The organism is Reyranella sp., assembly GCF_965279625.1.
In the GTDB taxonomy this organism is placed as follows: Bacteria; Pseudomonadota; Alphaproteobacteria; order Reyranellales; family Reyranellaceae; genus Reyranella.
On sequence record NZ_OZ257251.1, the window covers coordinates 4,490,363 to 4,508,405 of the forward strand.

Annotated in this window: 17 protein-coding genes; 16 read left to right on the top strand and 1 reads right to left on the bottom strand. The window is 65.2% G+C overall.

Annotated elements, in window-relative coordinates; genetic code table 11:
• Positions 1-32 precede the first annotated feature (32 nt).
• A complete protein-coding gene (locus ACQY78_RS21840) occupies positions 33-890 on the bottom strand; it encodes a branched-chain amino acid aminotransferase (RefSeq protein ID WP_428678638.1) in 858 nt (285 codons plus the stop codon).
• A gap of 42 nt (positions 891-932) precedes the next feature.
• On the opposite strand from ACQY78_RS21840, the gene ACQY78_RS21845 reads away from it, so the two are divergent.
• From ACQY78_RS21845 to ACQY78_RS21920, 16 genes are all read left to right on the top strand, one after another.
• Positions 933-1,799, top strand: coding sequence for an EamA family transporter (locus ACQY78_RS21845; protein WP_428678640.1), 867 nt, complete (start codon positions 933-935; stop codon positions 1,797-1,799).
• A gap of 122 nt (positions 1,800-1,921) precedes the next feature.
• Complete coding sequence (locus ACQY78_RS21850; protein WP_428678642.1) at positions 1,922-2,212, top strand: hypothetical protein; 291 nt, start codon at positions 1,922-1,924, stop codon at positions 2,210-2,212.
• A gap of 226 nt (positions 2,213-2,438) precedes the next feature.
• Positions 2,439-3,950 carry a UxaA family hydrolase gene (locus ACQY78_RS21855; RefSeq protein ID WP_428678644.1) on the top strand — a complete coding sequence of 504 codons (1,512 nt, stop codon included), beginning with the start codon at positions 2,439-2,441 and terminating at the stop codon, positions 3,948-3,950.
• Positions 3,951-4,163: 213 nt separating this feature from the next.
• The gene (locus ACQY78_RS21860; protein WP_428678646.1) at positions 4,164-4,370 is read left to right on the top strand and encodes a cold-shock protein; all 207 of its coding nucleotides are present in this window, start codon (positions 4,164-4,166) and stop codon (positions 4,368-4,370) included.
• Between the two features lie 4 nt (positions 4,371-4,374).
• Positions 4,375-4,833: a GNAT family N-acetyltransferase gene (locus ACQY78_RS21865; RefSeq protein WP_428678648.1), complete on the top strand. Its 459-nt coding sequence runs from the start codon at positions 4,375-4,377 to the stop codon at positions 4,831-4,833.
• A gap of 10 nt (positions 4,834-4,843) precedes the next feature.
• A complete protein-coding gene (locus tag ACQY78_RS21870; RefSeq protein ID WP_428678650.1) occupies positions 4,844-6,271 on the top strand; it encodes an amidase in 1,428 nt (475 codons plus the stop codon).
• A gap of 261 nt (positions 6,272-6,532) precedes the next feature.
• On the top strand, positions 6,533-8,647 hold the full coding sequence (locus tag ACQY78_RS21875) for an adenylate/guanylate cyclase domain-containing protein (protein WP_428678653.1): 2,115 nt from the start codon (positions 6,533-6,535) through the stop codon (positions 8,645-8,647).
• Positions 8,648-8,719: 72 nt separating this feature from the next.
• Positions 8,720-9,346 carry a methyltransferase domain-containing protein gene (locus ACQY78_RS21880; protein ID WP_428678655.1) on the top strand — a complete coding sequence of 209 codons (627 nt, stop codon included), beginning with the start codon at positions 8,720-8,722 and terminating at the stop codon, positions 9,344-9,346.
• A 1-nt stretch (position 9,347) separates the two neighbouring features.
• On the top strand, positions 9,348-11,018 hold the full coding sequence (locus ACQY78_RS21885) for a transporter substrate-binding domain-containing protein (RefSeq protein WP_428678657.1): 1,671 nt from the start codon (positions 9,348-9,350) through the stop codon (positions 11,016-11,018).
• The gene (locus ACQY78_RS21890; protein WP_428678660.1) at positions 11,015-11,644 is read left to right on the top strand and encodes a hypothetical protein; all 630 of its coding nucleotides are present in this window, start codon (positions 11,015-11,017) and stop codon (positions 11,642-11,644) included. The genes ACQY78_RS21885 and ACQY78_RS21890 overlap by 4 nt, the downstream gene beginning before the upstream one ends.
• A 27-nt stretch (positions 11,645-11,671) precedes the next feature.
• Positions 11,672-12,544: an SDR family oxidoreductase gene (locus tag ACQY78_RS21895; RefSeq protein WP_428678663.1), complete on the top strand. Its 873-nt coding sequence runs from the start codon at positions 11,672-11,674 to the stop codon at positions 12,542-12,544.
• Between the two features lie 35 nt (positions 12,545-12,579).
• Positions 12,580-13,107 carry a superoxide dismutase family protein gene (locus tag ACQY78_RS21900; RefSeq protein ID WP_428678665.1) on the top strand — a complete coding sequence of 176 codons (528 nt, stop codon included), beginning with the start codon at positions 12,580-12,582 and terminating at the stop codon, positions 13,105-13,107.
• A 60-nt stretch (positions 13,108-13,167) separates the two neighbouring features.
• Positions 13,168-14,205 carry a D-cysteine desulfhydrase gene (locus ACQY78_RS21905; protein WP_428678668.1) on the top strand — a complete coding sequence of 346 codons (1,038 nt, stop codon included), beginning with the start codon at positions 13,168-13,170 and terminating at the stop codon, positions 14,203-14,205.
• Positions 14,206-14,521: 316 nt separating this feature from the next.
• A complete protein-coding gene (locus ACQY78_RS21910) occupies positions 14,522-15,502 on the top strand; it encodes a Bug family tripartite tricarboxylate transporter substrate binding protein (protein ID WP_428678671.1) in 981 nt (326 codons plus the stop codon).
• A 92-nt stretch (positions 15,503-15,594) separates the two neighbouring features.
• On the top strand, positions 15,595-15,978 hold the full coding sequence (locus tag ACQY78_RS21915) for a DUF4345 domain-containing protein (RefSeq protein WP_428678674.1): 384 nt from the start codon (positions 15,595-15,597) through the stop codon (positions 15,976-15,978).
• A 73-nt stretch (positions 15,979-16,051) separates the two neighbouring features.
• A complete protein-coding gene (locus ACQY78_RS21920) occupies positions 16,052-17,959 on the top strand; it encodes an AsmA family protein (protein ID WP_428678676.1) in 1,908 nt (635 codons plus the stop codon).
• Positions 17,960-18,043 lie beyond the last annotated feature (84 nt).

An 18,043-nucleotide genomic window follows, 5' to 3' on the forward strand; every position in this document is an offset into this window, starting at 1 on the left:
GCCTGCAAGCGCGACGCTGACCGGTCGTCCCGTCAGATCACCCGCTGGGTGCGGGCGAAGGCCATGTAGAGGTCATGGGCCCGCGCGGCGATTGGGCCGGGCTGCAGGTCACGATCCTCGTAACGGCTGACCGGTTGCACCTTGCCGGCATTGCCGGTGGTGAACATCTCGTCCGCTTCTTCCAACTCGGCCGGACGGATCGTGCGCTCCTCGACCGTGATGCCCGCCGAGCGCAGGAGCTTGATCGTGCGGTAGCGCGTGATGCCGGCCAGGAAGCTGCCGTTTGGCACCGGCGTCGCGACCACGCCATTGCGGGCGATGAAGAGGTTGGAGCTACAGGTCTCCGCCACATTTCCAAGCGGATCGAGCACGACGCCGTTGTTGAAGCCGCGCTTTAGCATCTCGGCGACACCGCGAGAGGAATTGGGGTAGAGGCAGCTCGCCTTGGCATCGGTCGGCGCGGTCTCGGGCGCGGGCCTGCGAATGCTGCGGCAAAGGCCGAGCGTCAGCGGCGTGCCCGCACGCATCGGCGCGACGTAGGTGCAGAGCAGGAATTGCGCGGAGTCCGGATCGACCGAGATGGGGCCAGCGCCGCCCTTGCCGGCCCAGAACATGGGGCGGACATAGAGTTCGGCCTTGGGGCCGAAGCGGCGCACGCTTTCGTGCATCAGCTTCAGGATCTCTTCCGGCGTCTGGGTCGGGTTCAGGCCTATCGCGCGGGCCGAGCGCACCACCCGTTCCGCATGGAGGTCGAGGTCGGGGCCGCACCCCTCGAAGGCGCGGCCGCCATCGAATACCATGGAGCCCAGCCAGAAGGCATGGTCGCGCGGCCCCAGGATTGCAGGGTTGCCCTCGTGCCAGGTGCCGTTCCAGTAGGTGAGCGTGTCCATTTTATCCTCGTCGTCCCTCGAAGCGCGCGGACATAGCAGACGATGAGCGGTGCGGCCATCCTCGCCTTGGGCGCGGCGTTCTGCTTCGCACTGGCACTGATTCTGACGCAGTTCGGTTTGCGGACGATGCCCTCCTGGCGGTCGCCGCTCTATTCGATCGGCGGTGCGCTGGTCGTGGCCTGGATGGCCGCGATCGTGTTCGTGGACTGGAGCACCTTCAATCTCGACGCGGCGCTGATCTTCGCCGGTGTCGGCTGCATCTTCCCTGTCGTGGTGTCGATCCTGTCGGTGCGCTCGAACGAACGGCTCGGACCGGCGGTGGCTGGAGCCGTGGGCAATGTGACGCCGATCTTCGCGGTGCTCGGGGCGGTGCTGTTCCTTGGTGAGCATCTTGGCCTCCTGCAACTGGCCGGCCTGGCGATGGTGGTGGGCGGCGTGGCATTGCTGGCGCTGCGCGGTGGTACCGGCGGCCGCCACTGGTCGGTCTGGGTGCTTGGCCTGCCGCTGGCGGCGGCGCTGGTGCGTGGCGCCATTCAGCCTGCGATCAAGACGGGGCTTGCTATGTGGCCCGAGCCTCTGGCGGCTGCAGCCATCGGCTATGCGCTTTCGACGGTCGTGATTTTCTCTTTGGTCGGGCGTCGCGCCTTGAGGGAAGGGCCGGCGATCCGCAGCGGGGTGCTATGGTTCCTGGCCGTCGGCTTCGCCAATGGCAGCGCCACCTTTCTCCTCTATGCCGCGCTCGGGTTGGGGTCGATCACCGTCGTCGCGCCGCTGGTCGCGCTCTTTCCGCTCATGGGCGTCGTGATGAGCTGGATCTTTCTGCGCGGTGAGAGGCTTCATGCCGTGGGACTGCTCGGCATCATTGTGAGCGTGGCGGGCGTGATTATTCTGCTCGTCGGCGCAACCTGAGCGTGGCGGAAAAGCGGCCGAAAGAGCGCGCTAATTCCTCAGGTGAGAGGGCCACGTTGGGCGGTCCCAATGCGTATCTCTGTATGACGCGGCGTTGCTGCCGCGCAGAACGGAGGCAGACAATGATGAAGCGTATCGCTCTCACCGCACTCGCCGCCGCCGCCACTTTCACGACGGCGGCGCTCGCACCCGCGGTCTTCACACCGGCAGCCGCCCAGTCCTTCGGCGTCTGGATCGGGACACCCCAGCCGCAGCGTTACTATGCGCCGCCACCGCCGCGCTATTACGCGCCGCCGGTTCAGCGGGTCTGGGCGCCGGGCTATTGGACCTGGCATCACGGTCGCCAGGTCTGGGTCGATGGCCGCTGGATAAACCAGCGCCCGGCGCCGGGTTGGACTCCGGGTTGGGGCTAAGACCTGGGTCGCTGGGACGAAGCTGAAGAGACGGGGCGCTTGGGCGCCCCGTTTTTTCTTTGCTATCGTGCCCACGGCTGCCGCTCCTGCAAGGCCGACCGTGATCGATCCACGCGGGGCGAGCGATGGTTGTGCAGCGAGCAGGAAGCGGTTGCCGCCGGCTGGCGGCGTACTAAGGTCTGATGAGGAATGTCGCCGGAGCGCGACGACCCCGGAGGAAACACATATGACGGCGCCGCTCACCATTCGACTGCATCCCGCCGACAACGTCGTCGTGGCGCGCATGGACGTCCTGCCCGGCACGGCGATCGAGGGAGACGTCGCGGCGGCCACGAGCGTGCCGCCCGGTCACAAAATTCTCACGAGGGCGGTGAAGGCGGGCGAGCCGCTGCGCAAGTACAATCAGATCATCGGGTTCGCGACCGAGGACCTCCCGCCCGGAACGCACATCCATACGCATAACTGCGTGATGGGCGACTTCGAGCGCGACTACGCGTTTTGCGCCGACTCCCACCCGACGGAGTTCATCGTCCCGCCCGCCACCTTCCAGGGGTATCGTCGCGCCGACGGTCGCGCTGCAACGCGCAACTACATCGGCATCGTGACGACGGTGAATTGCTCGGCCGCGACCAGCCGCATGATCGCGTCGAAGCTCGAGCCGTTGTTGGCGGAGTTCCCGAACATCGACGGTGTCGTGCCCCTGACGCATGGCGGTGGTTGCGGCATGGCCGCGTCGGGTCTCGAGATGGACGTGCTGCGCCGCACACTCGCGGGCTATACGAAGCATCCCAACATGGCAGCGGTCGTGGTGCTCGGGCTGGGCTGCGAGACCAATCAGATTTCCGGTCTGATGAATGCGGAGGGCCTCAAGGAAGGGCCGAAGCTCATTCCCATGGCGATCCAGGACGAAGGCGGCGTCTCCAAGACCGTGATGCGCGCCGTCGGGTTTCTGAAGGAGATCCTGCCCGAAGCCAACGACGTGAAGCGCGAGGCCATTCCAGCCAGCGAGCTGATTCTGGCGCTGCAGTGCGGCGGCTCGGACGGCTATTCCGGCATCTCGGCAAATCCGGCGCTCGGGGCGGCGGTCGATCTGCTGGTGCGCAACGGCGGGACGGCGGTGCTTTCTGAAACTCCGGAAATCTATGGCGCGGAACATCTGCTGACCCGGCGTGCGGTCAGCCAGGAAGTGGGCGAGAAGATCGTCGAGCGTATCCGCTGGTGGGAAGAGCATTGCGCCCGCACGGGCGGCGAGATGAACAACAATCCCTCGCCCGGCAACAAAGCTGGCGGCCTCACGACCATTCTCGAGAAATCCCTGGGCGCCGTGGCGAAGGGCGGCACCACCAATCTGGTCGACGTATATAAGTATGCGGAGCCGATCACCGCGAAGGGGTTCGTCTACATGGACTCGCCCGGCTACGATCCGGTGTCCGCGACGGGCCAGGTCGCAGGTGGCGCCAATGTTCTGTGTTTCACGACCGGGCGCGGCAGCGTGTTCGGCTGCAAGCCGACACCTTCACTCAAGCTTGCAACGAATACCGCCCTCTATCGGCGCATGACTGACGACATGGACATCAATTGCGGAACGATCGTCGACGGTGAGGAGACGATTCAGGAAAACGGACGCCGCATCTTCGACCTTATTCTTGCCACGGCCTCGGGCCAGAAAACCAAGTCTGAAGTGCTGGGTATCGGAGACGACGAGTTCGAGCCGTGGAAAATTGGCGCTACAATGTAAACGATCGCCGGGAGCCATTTTGAGGTGGCGGCGTTACGTTCTTCATATGCGACCCTACGACTCCGAACTTGGCCCTGCTTTGACGGCCCCGCTACCAGCGGCCCCGGATCGTCTCGTGAGCTTCACCCCAAATTCCAGGTTGTCGAAGGCGGTAGCAGCGAGCGCTCCGCCAGCGCGCATTTGTTTGCTCGTTCAACTGCCCAGGAGAGAGACATGGCTACAGGCACCGTCAAGTGGTTCAACGCCACGAAGGGTTTCGGATTCATCCAGCCGAATGACGGCGGCAAGGACGTGTTCGTCCATATCAGCGCGGTCGAGCGCTCAGGATTGAACGGCCTCAACGAAGGCCAGAAGATCGACTACGAGATTGCCACCGAGCGCGGCCGCTCGGCGGCGGTCAACCTCAAGGCGGTCGACTGATCGCATGAGAATCGTTCCCCTCGTCGAACGTCCCGATCTGGCCGAACAGGTTTCGGTCTGGGGCTTCGACGAGTGGGGACATCTCAACCCCCAAGAGACGCTCGACCAGCGCCGGGCTCGGATTCGCGGCAAAATGAACCTGGACCGGGTGCCGATCGCTTTCGTCGCCCTGGATGACGATGATGGTATCGTCGGCACCGCTTCCCTGATCTTCGACGACCTCGAAGGCGATCCGCGCAATCCCTGGCTCGCAAGCGTCTACGTTCCCGTCGAGCGCCGCCGCCGCGGCATCGCGTCAGCATTGGTCGGCGCGGTCGAGGAGGCGGCCCGGCGCATCGGATACGAGCGCCTCTACCTTTTCACGACTTCGGCCGCCTCCCTCTATGAGGCTCTGGGCTGGCGGGCGCTTGAGGAGCGAGACTATCGCGGCGAACATATCCAGGTCATGGAGAAGTCGCTGTGAGGGAGTCCGCATGCCAGCCGATCTGCACTATCTGTCGCTCGACGAGGTCGCGCGGCGCCTGAAGGCCCGCAAACTGTCCTCGGTCGAGTTGACCGGCGCGATGCTCCGGCGGATCGGGGAGGTCGATTCCACGCTCGGAAGCTACGCGACCGTGACCGCCGACCGTGCCTTGGCCGATGCTGCGCGCCTCGATGCGGAGACAGAAGCCGGCACATCGCGTGGGCCACTGCATGGCGTGCCCATCGCGGTGAAGGATCTCTGCAACACCGAGGGCGTACCGACCGCGGCCGGCATGGCGATCCATCGCGGCAACGTGCCGTCGCGCGATGCGACCGTGGTTGCGCGCCTGAAGCAGGCGGGGGCGGTTATCCTTGGCAAGCTGCAGATGACCGAAGGTGCCTATGGCGCGCATCACCCGAGCATCCCCGCGCCGCTCAACCCCTGGAACGCAGCCTATTGGACAGGCTCCTCTTCGTCGGGCTCCGGCGCCGCCACCGCGGCCGGTCTCTGCTTTGCCTCGCTCGGGTCGGACACCGGCGGATCGATCCGCTTTCCCTCGACGATGAACGGGCTGTCGGGGCTGAAGCCAACCTGGGGACGCGTGAGCCGTGCCGGCGTCTTTCCGCTCGCCGAGTCGCTCGACCATGTCGGCCCGATGGCCCGCAGTGCCCTTGATGCCGCGATCGTCCTCGGCGTGATCGCGGGCGCCGATCCCGAGGACCCGACCGCGGTCGGCCTGCCCGTGCCCGACTATGCCGCGTCGATCGATCAGGGCGTGCGTGGCAGACGCATCGGCCTGGCCACCAACATGCCGGGTCTCGACGAAGACGCACGTCGCGCGCTCGACGGCGCCGTCGGGGCGCTGACGAAGGCGGGAGCGGCGATCGTCGAGGTGAAACTGCCCGATGGCTTCGACCAGGGCGCGCGCGACTGGGTCCCGCTGTGCGGCGTCGAGGCGGCCGTGGCGCACGACGCCACCTATCCGTCGCGGGCCTCCGAGTACGGTCCCGTCCTGGCCGGACTGCTCGATCACGGCCGTCGTCTCTCGGCAATGGAACTCGCCAGGATGCAGTTGCGCCGTGCGGCCCTCACCGGGGAGCTGAACGGGCTTCTGGCATCGGTCGACCTGCTTCTGATGCCGGTAATGGGCAGGGCCGTCTGGTCGACCGAGGCGCTGCTGGCGGCGGGTCGCGATCCTGAAGTCGTCGCAGAACGACTGCGTTACACGGCGCCCTTCGATCTCAGCGGTCACCCGACATTGACCCTTCCCGGCGGCATGACCGCTGACGGCGTACCGGTGGGCTTCCAGATCGTGGGAAAGGCCTTCGAAGAAGGCCTCATCCTCGCGGCGGGACACGCCTATCAGCGGGAGACCGATTGGCATTCGAGGCGACCCCCGCGTGAGGGGCGCGGCATGAGGCCATCGCATATGGCCTAGAAGGGCCGAAGTAGTTGGCGCATCCAAGAAGGTGAAAGGTCCCGCACTCCGTTCCAGGGCGGGGGGTACCCCGCCCGCGATGAGACTTTTGTTGGGAATTGCGCCGTGCGCTGATCAAACAACGGTGCCATCCCGAACGGAGTGAGGGACCTCTGCCTCATATGCGATAACCCTGGGCGCGGCGGGAGGGCGCGTGGACGCTGATTCTCCTTTCATTTATAGTGCTTCTTCCGCTCCTCCCAGGATGTCCCACGCCGCGCAATGACAAGCCTCTTCGCGAAAAATCTGCGGCTGCGTCCCAGCATCCTGACTTTGTTCGTCCTGCTGACGGTGCCGGTCTTCTTCGCGATCGTTGCGGTGAACTACGTCTCGAATGAGAAGATCGCGCGCGACAACGCCGGCGAGCTCATCGGGCGCTTCAGTACCGAGGCCATCGAAAACATCCAGCATCTCTTCGACCCGATCAAGTCGCTGGTGCGAAGTGCCGCCGCGCTCGGCTCCGAGCAGCCGGAATTCTTCGAAGAGAATCGCTCGGTGAAATATCTCTTCAGCATCTTGCAGCACAGCGATCGCATCATCAGCATGTATGTCGGCCTGAGCGACGGGGCTTTCCGTCAGGCCCGGCAGATCGATCCGGCCGTCGAGATCCAGGGCAAGCTGCCGCCGGTCGGGACTCGCTGGGCCGACCGATGGATCACGCCGCGAAGTGGGTCTGCACCCCTCGATCACTACCTGTTCCTCGACAAGGACCGCCGGGAACTGGGAAGCTCCGAGCAGACAACCTCGTACGATCCGCGTGCGCGCCTGTGGTATCGCACCGCGCAGCAGACCGGCGAGCTCTCGGTCAGCGATGTCGACGTCTTCGCGACGCTGGGGCTGGTCGGCTTCACGGTTGGCGCGCCTTTCTACGCGGACGGCGTGCTGCGCGGCGTCGCCGCGGCCGACATTACGCTCGATGGGATGTCCAACTATCTCGCCGAGCGCAAGATCAGCCCGGGCACCCAGTCCTACATCCTCGATCATCAGGGCCGGGTCATCGCCAATTCCGAACGGACCAAGACCTATACGAGCCAGAACGGCAAGGTCGAGCTGCAACACATTACGTCGCTCGGAGACGACCTGCCGGCGATCGCGTTCAGCTTCCGGCCGCGCGACAACGAGCATACGTTCTCCTTCGTGCATCACGGAGAGCACTACATCGCGAGCCTCACGACGCTGCCGTCCGATTTCGGCAAGAAGTGGCAGCTCTTCGTCATTACGCCGCTCGCGGACTTCACCAGTGCGTTTGACGAGCAGAACAAGCGGCTGGCCCTGTTCGGGGTGATCGCGATCCTGCTCCAGATCTGCATCATCTATTTCCTCTCCAGCGTCGTCTCGACCCCGCTGGAGCGGCTCGCGCTCAAGGTGACGAAGATCCAGGATCTCGAGGGCGACAATCTCCCGCCGCTGAAGTCGCCGATCCGCGAGGTGGCGGTCCTCGCGCGCGCCATCGACACGCTCGACTCCGCGGTGAAGTCGTTTGCGGCCTTCGTGCCCGTGGGGCTCGTGCGCCAGCTCCTCGACTCGGATCAGAAGCTGGTACTGGGCGGCCACAGCCGATTCCTGACGATCTTCTTCTCCGACCTCGAAGCCTTCTCCACCATGTCGGAGGAAGTGCCCTCGCAGGAGTTGCTGGCGCGCGTGTCGGCCTATCTCGGCGTCGTGACCCACGCGGTCAACATGGAGCACGGCACGATCGACAAGTTCATCGGCGACGGTGTCATGGCCTTCTGGGGTGCCCCGGCGCTACTCGAGGACCATGCGCAGCGGTCCTGCTTCGCGGCACTGCGCATTCGCGAGGGCATGAAGGAGCTGAACGCGGGCTGGGAGGCGGCCGGCAAGAAGCCGCTGAACGTCCGCATCGGCATCCATAGCGACGCCGTGCTGGTGGGTAATATCGGATCCAAGGAGCGCATGAGCTATACCGTCATGGGCGACGGCGTGAACATCGCGGCGCGCCTCGAAGGCATCAACAAGGAGTATGGCACGCGAATCTGCGTCAGCCACGCCGTCTTCAAGGAGGCCGGCGAGCGTCTCTGCGTGCGTCCGGTCGACGATGTCACCGTGAAGGGCCGCCGCTCGAAAGTGCCGATCTACGAACTGGTCGGCGCCTACGGGATCGGTCCGGAGTTCGAGCCGGACGAGGCGACGGTCCGCCTGTGCAAGCTTACGCGCGCCGCCTACACCGCGCTGGTCGCCGAGGACTACGCGCTGGCGCTGGCTCGCTATCAGGAAATCGTGGCGGAGTATCCCGAGGATCCCGTTGCCAGCACGATGGCGAAGCGGTTGGCGACGATCGATCCCTCGCGTCTCGTGCCGCTGCAGATATCGCGCTGACCGATGTTCGACGTCCGTAAGTCCTCTCCGGCGGTCGCAGCGCTGCGGCCGAGCGAGTACACGGCGGCACTGGTGCAGGCGCTTCGCGCGGAACCCAGTCGCGTGCTCGGTGGCCGGGCGCTCGAACTCGGATGCGGCAGCGGCGTCGTCCTCGCCGTGCTGGGCAGCCTCGGCGCCGCTTCACTCTGCGGGATTGATGTCGAGCACGATGCCATTGCCACTGGCCAGGCTCTCCTGCAGGACCTCGGGCATGATGCGGAAATTCACCGCGGCGACATGTGGCAGCCGGTAGCGGGACGGCGTTTCGACCTCATCGTCGCCAACCTGCCCCATTTCCCGATGGATCATTTCGAGGTGTCCGGTCGACTGTCGACCTGGAGTTCGGGAGGGATAGACGGCCGCGAACTGCTCGATCCCTTCCTCGAGGGCCTGTCGGATCATCTCGCGGTCAATGGCCGAGCTCTCATCACCCACAACGCCTTCGTCGACGTCGGGCGCTCGCGCCAGATTCTCGAACGGTACGGTCTCGCGATGCATATCGTGAAGACGGTGCTGGTCCACATCGCCAACGAGAAGATAGACCTGATGACACCTTCGATTCTGCGAGCGGAGGAGGGTCGTTCCATCCATCGCTACGGGCCGCACGCTTTCGCCGATATGCATATCGTGGAAATCGCCACGGCCGGGACGCGAGGCTGACATGGCACTGCGTCGCGTTCTGTTTGTCGTGCTCGTGTGGTTCGTCGCGTGTGCTGGACTGCCGGCGCGCGCCGAGACCCCGGATGCGGCACTGAAAAAGCTGATCGATGGGGCACGAGCCGCCGCCGCGGTACCGGGCGCCTGCGAGCAGCCCGGCCTCGACAGATTGGTGCGCATCTTCTGTGACACCAAGATCCGCGTCGGCGTGCGCGAATACTATCCGCTGTTCGGCACGCGCGAGGGCCAGGTCCGCTCGGGCTACGACGTCGATGTGGCGCGCGAGATTGCCAGGCATCTCGGCGTCGAACCGGCGTTTACGCGCGTCAATGCCGCGAGCCGCATCCCCCTGCTCGCTGACGACAAGATCGATCTCACCATCGCGACCATGGGACACAATACCCAGCGCGACGGCCAGGTACGCTTCATTCGTCCGCACTATTACCAGTCCGAGACGATCATCGTCGGGCCGAAGGGGCTCACGATCAAGGACTGGCCCGATATTGCCAGCCGCACGATCTGCGTCACGATCGGCAACAACTCCAACGCCCAGATCGTTTCGCACAATGCCCGCCTGATGCTGTTCGACGAGGCGGGCGTGCTCCCCGACAGATTGCGCGACGAGACCTGCGTTCTGGCGGCCCAGGACGACAGCTTCTTCGACTACTATTTCACGGAGCCGGCATTTGCGAACGCCTATGACAGGAAGTTCGGCTTCGCCCAGCTTCCCTGGGGCATGGCCGTCGCCCTGACCGGCAGCGACCGGCTCGCCCGCGCGCTCGACCTGATGAGCCAGATTTTCCATCGCGACGGAACTTTCCTCGAGGTGGCGAAGCAGAATCGCATCAGCCTTGGCTTTCTCGAACTCCAGCGCGCGGTCTGGAACCGGCCCGACTGCAACACCGATACCGGAAGCACCAGCCCGGCCTGCATCCTCCCGGCGTTGAGCGCGGCGCTGGAGCCCACGCCTTTCGCCGGCCAGGTGGCCGCCTTCGAAACTTGGCTGGAGGCGCACACCGGCATCAGCGTGCAGTTTCCGATGTTCAAGACCATGCCCGCCTGGCAGCTCTTCAAGGCGGGAATCGTGAATTCCCTGATCCTCGTGGCCGGTGCGCTCGTGGCGACCCTGCTGTTCGCCTTGGCGCTGGGCGCCCTGCAGAGTTCGCAGTGGTTCCTGCTGCGCTGGCCTGCGCGCGCGCTCACCATCGTCCTTCAATCCTCGCCGGTCGTGCTGACGCTCGTCATTTCCGCGGCCGTGGCGCTGGCGCTGTTTCCCTATTCCTCGGCAGTCGCGATCGGTGCGGCCATCGTGGCGCTGGGGCTGATGAACGGGGCCAACGCAGGGCAGGCCATCGGCGAGGCGATGCACTCGCTGCGGACCGAGCGGGGAGGGCCCCCCGCGCCCACCGTCGACCTGTTCGGTCGCGCGGTCAGCCGCTCGGCGACCCAGATCGTGTCCTTTCTCGTCAACGCCGCCAAGGGCACGCCGATTGCGAGCTTCATCGGCGCGCCCGAGCTGCTGAGCGCGCTGACCGACATCACCTCGTTCGCCAGCGGCCGGGCCAGCACCTATTCGCTGCTGCTCGTCTTCTATGTCTGCGTGGTGATGGTGGTGGTCTGGCTGTGTGACAAACTGCGAGTCTGGCTCGAACGCCGGCAGATGGTGACGGCATGAGCAAGATCTCTCCCGACTTCGTCCCGCAACTGCTGGCCGGCATGGTCGTCAACTTCGAGATCGCCGCCATTGCGCTGCTGATCGGTCTCGCCGTCGGCGGCCTGCTGACATTGGCGAAGCTGGCGGGCGGCGCGCGTGGGGCCATCGCCACGACGCTGATCGGCCTGATGCGCGCGGCACCGACCTTCGTGGTCATGTTCTTCCTGCTGAACATCATCCCCTCGGACGCGACCCTGTTCGGCGTCCACGTGGCGCCGTCGGGCATCATGACGGTTGCGCTGTCGCTGGTGCCTTATGCCGCGGCCTATGTGGCCGACAATGGCGGCGAGGCCTTGCGGCAGCTGCGCGACGGCTCGCCGCTCGGCGCGCTGCTGTTCCTGCCCAACGTGACGCGTGCCTTCTTCGTGCTGGTCATGTCCTCGAGCGCCGGTGCCGCGATCGGTGTGCCCGAAGGAATCGCCGTTATCCTGCGCGAGGCCGAGCTGATGCCGACGCTCGGTGACAAGATGGTCCTGTTCGCCATCGGCATCCTCTGTTTCGGCATCACCCTGCAAGCCGGATTTGCGCTGATGCGCCTCCTGCAACGCCATCTCGGCCGCGTCGCGTTGCGCGCCCGGGAGGGATAGTCTCCACATCGAAGCGTGGGGAGGAAGATGACAGCCAGCGTGCGCTACGACTCCGTGTTCCGGCCAGATCTCTTCGCCGGCAGGACGATTATCGTCACCGGTGGCGGCTCCGGCATCGGCCGCTGTACCGCCCACGAGCTGAAATCGCTCGGTGCGCGGGTCGCTCTCATCGGCCGCACGATGGAGAAGCTGGAACGGGTGAAGGAGGAGTTGGGCGATCCCGACACCTACATCCATTCGGCCGACCTCCGCCGGGAAGACGAGGTCAAGGCGGCAATCGACGGCGTGATGTCGTGGAGCGGCCGGATCGACGGGCTGGTGAACAATGCCGGCGGCCAGTTTCCCGCGCCCCTGAAGGACATCTCGCTGAATGGCTGGAACGCGGTGATCGCCAACAACATGACCGCCACCTTCCTCGTTTCAAAGGCGGTCTATCTCGCCTCGATGGAAGCGCAGGGCGGCGTCATCGTGAATGTCGGCGCCGACTTCGAGCTGGGCAATCCCGGCATGGCCCATAATGGCGCGGCGCGCGCTGGCCAGACCAACTTCACCTACAGCGCCTCGATCGAATGGGCGCATTCGGGCGTCCGCGTTAACTCCGTCATCCCGGGATTCATCGCGTCGTCTGGCTTCGATCGCTATCCCGAGCGCGCGCACGAGGCGTTGCGTTCGGTGAAGGACCGTATTCCCGCCAAGCGCCATGGCACGGAGTCGGAGATCGCAGGTGCGATCGTCTATCTGCTGAGCGATGCGGCGGCGTATGTCACCGGCGCCACGCTGCGGGTCGACGGCGGATTGCACAACTATGGCAAGTCGACCTTCTACCAGGTGCCAGATCACGGGAATTCGAAGCCCTTCAACGGTTTTCCGCTCTACCGGCCGCCGAAGGTCCTGGAGTAGGGTAGCTTTCCAAATCAACCGTGGAGGAGAGAACGATGCGTTTCGCCCGAGTGATGTGCGGCCTCGTTGCCGTAGCCGGAGTCGCCGCCTTTTCGCTTTCCGTCCAGGCGCAGAGCCCGACCGCAAAGGCGTCGCTGAAGGACGCGGCGGGTAAGGATGTCGGCATCGTCCAGCTTGTCCAGACTCCCCACGGCGTTCTGCTGAAGATGTCGCTCAAGGGCGTTGCACCGGGCGAGCATGCCTTCCACGTCCACGCGGTCGGCAAGTGCGAGGCCCCCTTCACCAGCGCCGGCGGTCATTTCAATCCGGCCTCCAAGAAGCATGGCATGGAAGCGGCCGAAGGCTCGCATGCCGGCGACATGCCCAACCTGTACATCCCGGCCAATGGCGAACTGAGGATCGACGTCGCCAATTCCATGATCTCGCTGGTCAAGGGACAGCCCAATTCGGTGTTCGATGCCGACGGTTCGGCGATCATCATTCATGCCGGCGTCGACGACTACAAGACCGACCCAACGGGCAATGCCGGCGACCGCATCGTCTGCGGTGTCATCACGGAGTGACCTGAAGGCTTCGTCCGCGGTGGTGGGCGAGGGCGCGTATTTCTAGCTGGAGCTGATTGAATGGACCTGTCCCGTTTTCCGCGTCGCATCTACACCCACGCGCCCACACCCATCGAACACCTGCCGCACTTCACCAAGGCCCTCGCCGCCAGCTGCCCGGGCGGCGTCGGTCCGGATGTCTGGATCAAGCGCGACGACCTGCTGGGCCTCTTCCCCGGCGGCAACAAGACGCGCAAGCTCGAGTTCCTGGCGGGCGAGGCGCTGGCTCAGGGATGCGACACGCTCGTCACCTGCGGCGCGCCGCAATCCAACCATTGCCGCATCACCCTCTCAGCCGCGGTCAAGGAAGGGATGAAGTGCCGCTTCGTGATCGAGGAGCGCGTCCCCGGCAGCTACAAGAAAGAGGCCGGCGGCAACAACTTCATGTTCGAGCTGATGGGCGTCGAGGCGATCACGGTCGTGCCCGGCGGCACCAACATGGGTGAGGCCATGTCGAAGGTGGCGCAGGAAGTGGCCTCGCTCGGGCGCAAGGCCTATGTGATCCCGGGCGGCGGTTCCAACGCCATCGGCGGCCTGGGCTATGTGGCCTGCGTGCAGGAGATGCAGGTCCAGTGGCTCGACATGGGCCTGGCGCTCGATGCCGTGGTGGTGGGCTCGGGCAGCTCGGGCACCCATGGCGGCATGGTCGCGGGTTTTCTCGGCAACAATATCAAGATCCCGCTGATCGGCGTCGGCGTCAGCCGCGATCCCGCCGATCAGGAGCCGCTCGTTCTGAAGGAAGCGCAGGCCGTTTGCGACCTGCTCGGGCTCGGCATCAAGGTGCCGCCCTCGGCGGTGAAGAGCTTCGGCGGCTTCTGGCAGCCGAAGTACTCGGTGCCGAACAAGAAGATGGTCGAGGCGGTGCAGATGCTGGCGCGCACCGAGGGCATTCTGCTCGACCCGGTCTATACCGGAAAGATCATGGCCGGCCTGATCGGGCTCGCCCGCCAGGGTCACTTCAAGCCGGGTGCCAAGGTTCTGTTCATCCATACCGGCGGCCTGCCGTCGCTGCACGTCTACGAGGACGTGGTGCTGGGCCGCACCGAGCTTGCGGACTGATGCCATGACGGCCTGCCTGGCTCTCGCGACCGACCTCGCACGGAGGGCGGTCCGGGCCGGGCGGCAATGGCGCAAGCGCTCGCCTACTCAACTCTTTCTGATGAGCGCGCCGCGCGTGGAACGTTTCGTTCGCGTGTGCGCCGCAAAACGATGAGCCCGTTTCATTGACCATGAAGCGGACGGCGGCCAATTTCAGGGCATGATCGTTCTTCGCTCTCGCCGCCCTTTGTGTCGACGCTGACGCGCGACACCGTCTGATCTCCGCAACGTTCATCGAACCCAACGCCCCGCTTCCGCGGCGGCGCATGGAGAAGTCATGCTCAAGCGACGTCACCTGATGGCAGGCCTTGCCGCCACAACCCTTGCCGCCCCTGTCGTTGCACGCGCGCAGGGGGCCTATCCCAACCGATCCTTGAAGATCGTCGTGCCATGGCCCCCGGGCGGTGGCGTCGACGCCTTCGCCCGCGTGCTCCAGGCGCCGCTCAGCGCCCAGCTCGGGCAGACGGTGATCATCGATAATATCGGCGGGAGCGCCGGGCGCGTCGGCACGCTGAGCGCTTCGCGCGCTCAGCCGGACGGCTACACGATCCTGCTCGTGAACGATACGTTTGCAGCGACCGAGGCGCTGCCCGTCGCGGGAACGCCGGCGCTGTATCCGGCTTTCCAGCCGGTGACGCTGGCGATCTCGGGGCCGCAGGGACTGTTCACCCACCCGCGCTCGGGCTTCGCCACGGCGCAGGCGTTTGCCGCGGCGGCCAAAGCCAATCCTGGCAAGCTCAACGTCGGCGTGCCCGGCCTGGGCAGCAGCCAGCATCTGACGAGCGAACTGCTGCTGCGCGCGGCGGGCGATCTTCGCGTGACGCACGTGCCCTATCGCGGCGGCGGACCCCTGCTGCAGGATCTGATCTCGGGCAACATCGACGCCGGTGTCGTCACCTTCGCGGCGGGTGCCCCGCAGGCGCGCGGCGGGCAGCTCGTGGCGCTGGCCATCACCAGCGAACAGCGCTCGAAGGTGTTCACCGATGTGCCCACGGCCGCCGAGACGATTTCGCCGGGTTTCGTGCAGGCGACCTGGCAGGGGCTGCTGGCGCCCAAGGGAACGCCTGCTGCTGCGACCGAGCGCTTCCATGCCGCCGTGCTGGCCGTTCTCCAGGACAAGGCCGTGATCGCGCGGCTCGCCGATCTCGGCTTCGATCCCGTAGGGGCCGACGGGAAGGCCTTCGGCCAGCTGTTCGACCGTACGGTCGACACCTTCGCGGGCATCGCCAAGGAAAGAAACATCGCGTCCGGCGACTAGGACCGCCTGAACCTTTCCGGTCCGCTGATCGCGCCGTCTGTTTCCTTCGTATAGGAAGCAGCCGGCCCCAAGCCGGGAAAGGACTGGGCTGGATGAATACCGCGTCGCTGATGGAGAAGCGCGCCGCACAGGTAAGCTTTGCCGTAGCAGGGGTCGTGCCGGTCGTTGCGGGCTTGTGGGGCGTGTTTCAGCCGGCTGCGGGAACGGTTGGTTCGCAACTGAACCATGGCCGCTATCTCTCGGGGCTGCTCCTGGCCATCGGGCTCGCCTTCTGGGCAGCGATTCCCGACATCGAGCGCCATGCGGCGCGCATACGTCTCCTGACTGGAGTGGTTGTCATCGGCGGTTGTTGCCGCTTCCTGGGCGTGATGCTGGGCGATCCGCTGTCGCCGTCGGTGGCCGGCGCGCTGGCGATGGAACTGGCTGTCACGCCCTTGCTATGCTTCTGGCAGTCTCGCCTTGTGATACGCAGTTGAAGACGGCGAGGGCAGGCCACACATCCCGGGCTTCCCCGATGCAACCGCAGCGAAGTGGTTCCGTTTCAAAGAGATGAAACGTGCCGCCAAGATCCTGGGCTGGACGGCCGGCATATTCATCGGTCTCGTCCTGGTGGCCGCCGGCACGATCTATTTCGTCGCGACGTCGGATTATCTGCGCGGCCAGCTCGAGGGGTGGGCCAGCGATCTTACCGGACGCAAGACACAAATCGCCAAGATCGCCGTCGAGTGGGGATGGACCTCGAACGTGAAACTCGAAGGCATCGAGGTCGCCAACGCGAAATGGGGCAAGGCGCCCTACATGCTCAAGGTTGACCAGGTCGACTTCGACATCCGGCTGTGGCCGCTGCTCGGCGGCAATCTCGTCATGCCCCGTCTCGTGCTGCGTAAGCCTGAGGTTCAGGTCGAGACGGGCGACAAAGAGCAGCTGAACTGGAGCATGGACGAGACGCCGGTCGTCACGGGGGCGGCCAAAGCGCTCGAACCCGACAGCCGCTTCGACGCGCCGGTGATCGGCAGGCTGGAGATCAGCGAAGGCAAGCTGGGCTACCGCGACCCCAAGCGGAAGCTGGAACTCGATGGCACGGTCTCGACAGCGACCGGCAAGGCGGAGGACGCGGCCGAGCTCTCGCTGAAAGGCAAGCTCGAGGGCCAGCCGTTGGAGATGCGTTTTGTCGGCGGCTCGGTGCTGACGCTGCGCGATACGGATCAGCCCTATCCGCTCGACCTCGATGTGTCCTTCGGAGGGACCAAGCTCAAGATGAAGGGGACTGTGCAGGATCCCTTCAAGTGGACGGGTGCCAATGTCGACCTCACGCTCTCCGGTCCCAACCTCTCCGACATCTATCCGCTTCTCGGCATTCCGGGACCGCCGACGCCGCCTTACACCATCACGGGCAAACTCGAACGGGAGACCGGCCTCTGGAAGTTCGTTCAATCCAAATGGCGAGTGGGAGAAAGCGATCTGACGGGCGAAGTCACGATCGACGAGCGGCGAAAGCCTGCGTTTCTGACGGCCAAGCTCGTGTCTCAGAAGCTCGTCTTCGAGGACCTGGCGCCCCTCGTAGGCGCGACGCCCGCGCGTAAGACCAATGTGTCCGCCAAGCAGGCCCAGACACAGGCTCAGCTCGAAGCGTCTGGTGATCTCTTCCCTAACGTACCGCTGCAGGTCGAGAAGTTGCGCGCGATGAACATGGATGTGGCGCTGGATGCCAAGCGGGTCATCGCGCCGCCCTGGTTGCCGGTCCAGGCGCTGGCCTTCCGCGTCCTGATCCAGGACGGAAACGCTACGGTCAAACCGCTCACGCTGTCGGTGCTGGGCGGCGGGACGATCGCGGGCGAGATGGGCATCGATGCGCGCACGGACGATCCGAAGGTGAAAGCCAGCCTCAGGGCGACCGACATCGAACTCAAGAACTTCTTCCGCCAGTCACGCTACTTCGACGCCACGCAAGGCAAGATCCAGGGAAGGGTGGCGCTTGCCGGCAGCGGCCGTTCGCTCGCGCAGGTCATGGGCACGGCCAACGGGCACATGGCGTTTGCGCTCGGGGGCGGCTCGGTGAGCAGCCTGATGGTGAGTCTGGCGGGTTTGCAGATCTTCGATGCGCTGGTGCTCTATGTCGCCGGCGACAACCGCATTCCCATCAAATGCGCCGTGAGCCGTCTCAACTTCCAGCAGGGTACCGTCACGTTCGACCGGACCCTACTGGATACCCAGAAGTCCGTCCTGCACGTGAAGGGTCAGCTCTCCCTCAAGAGCCAGGCTCTCAAGGCCGAAATCGATTCGGATCCGAAGAGCTTCGATCTGCTCGACCTCCACGGTGCGGTGATGATCGAAGGCAAGCTGCGCACGCCGCAGGTTTCGCTGGGTCGCGTGATCCCGATCCCGACCCCCGTTTTTGGAAATGCCAAGGACGTGCCGTGCGCGGGTCTCACCCAGGAGGTTCTTTCCGCCCCCTGAGCGCCTGCCTCCTGCGCGGGAATGAGCGCTTGCCGCGAGAGCGTCGAGCGCCCATTTAGGGAAGGTATTCGGCGACGTCTGCGT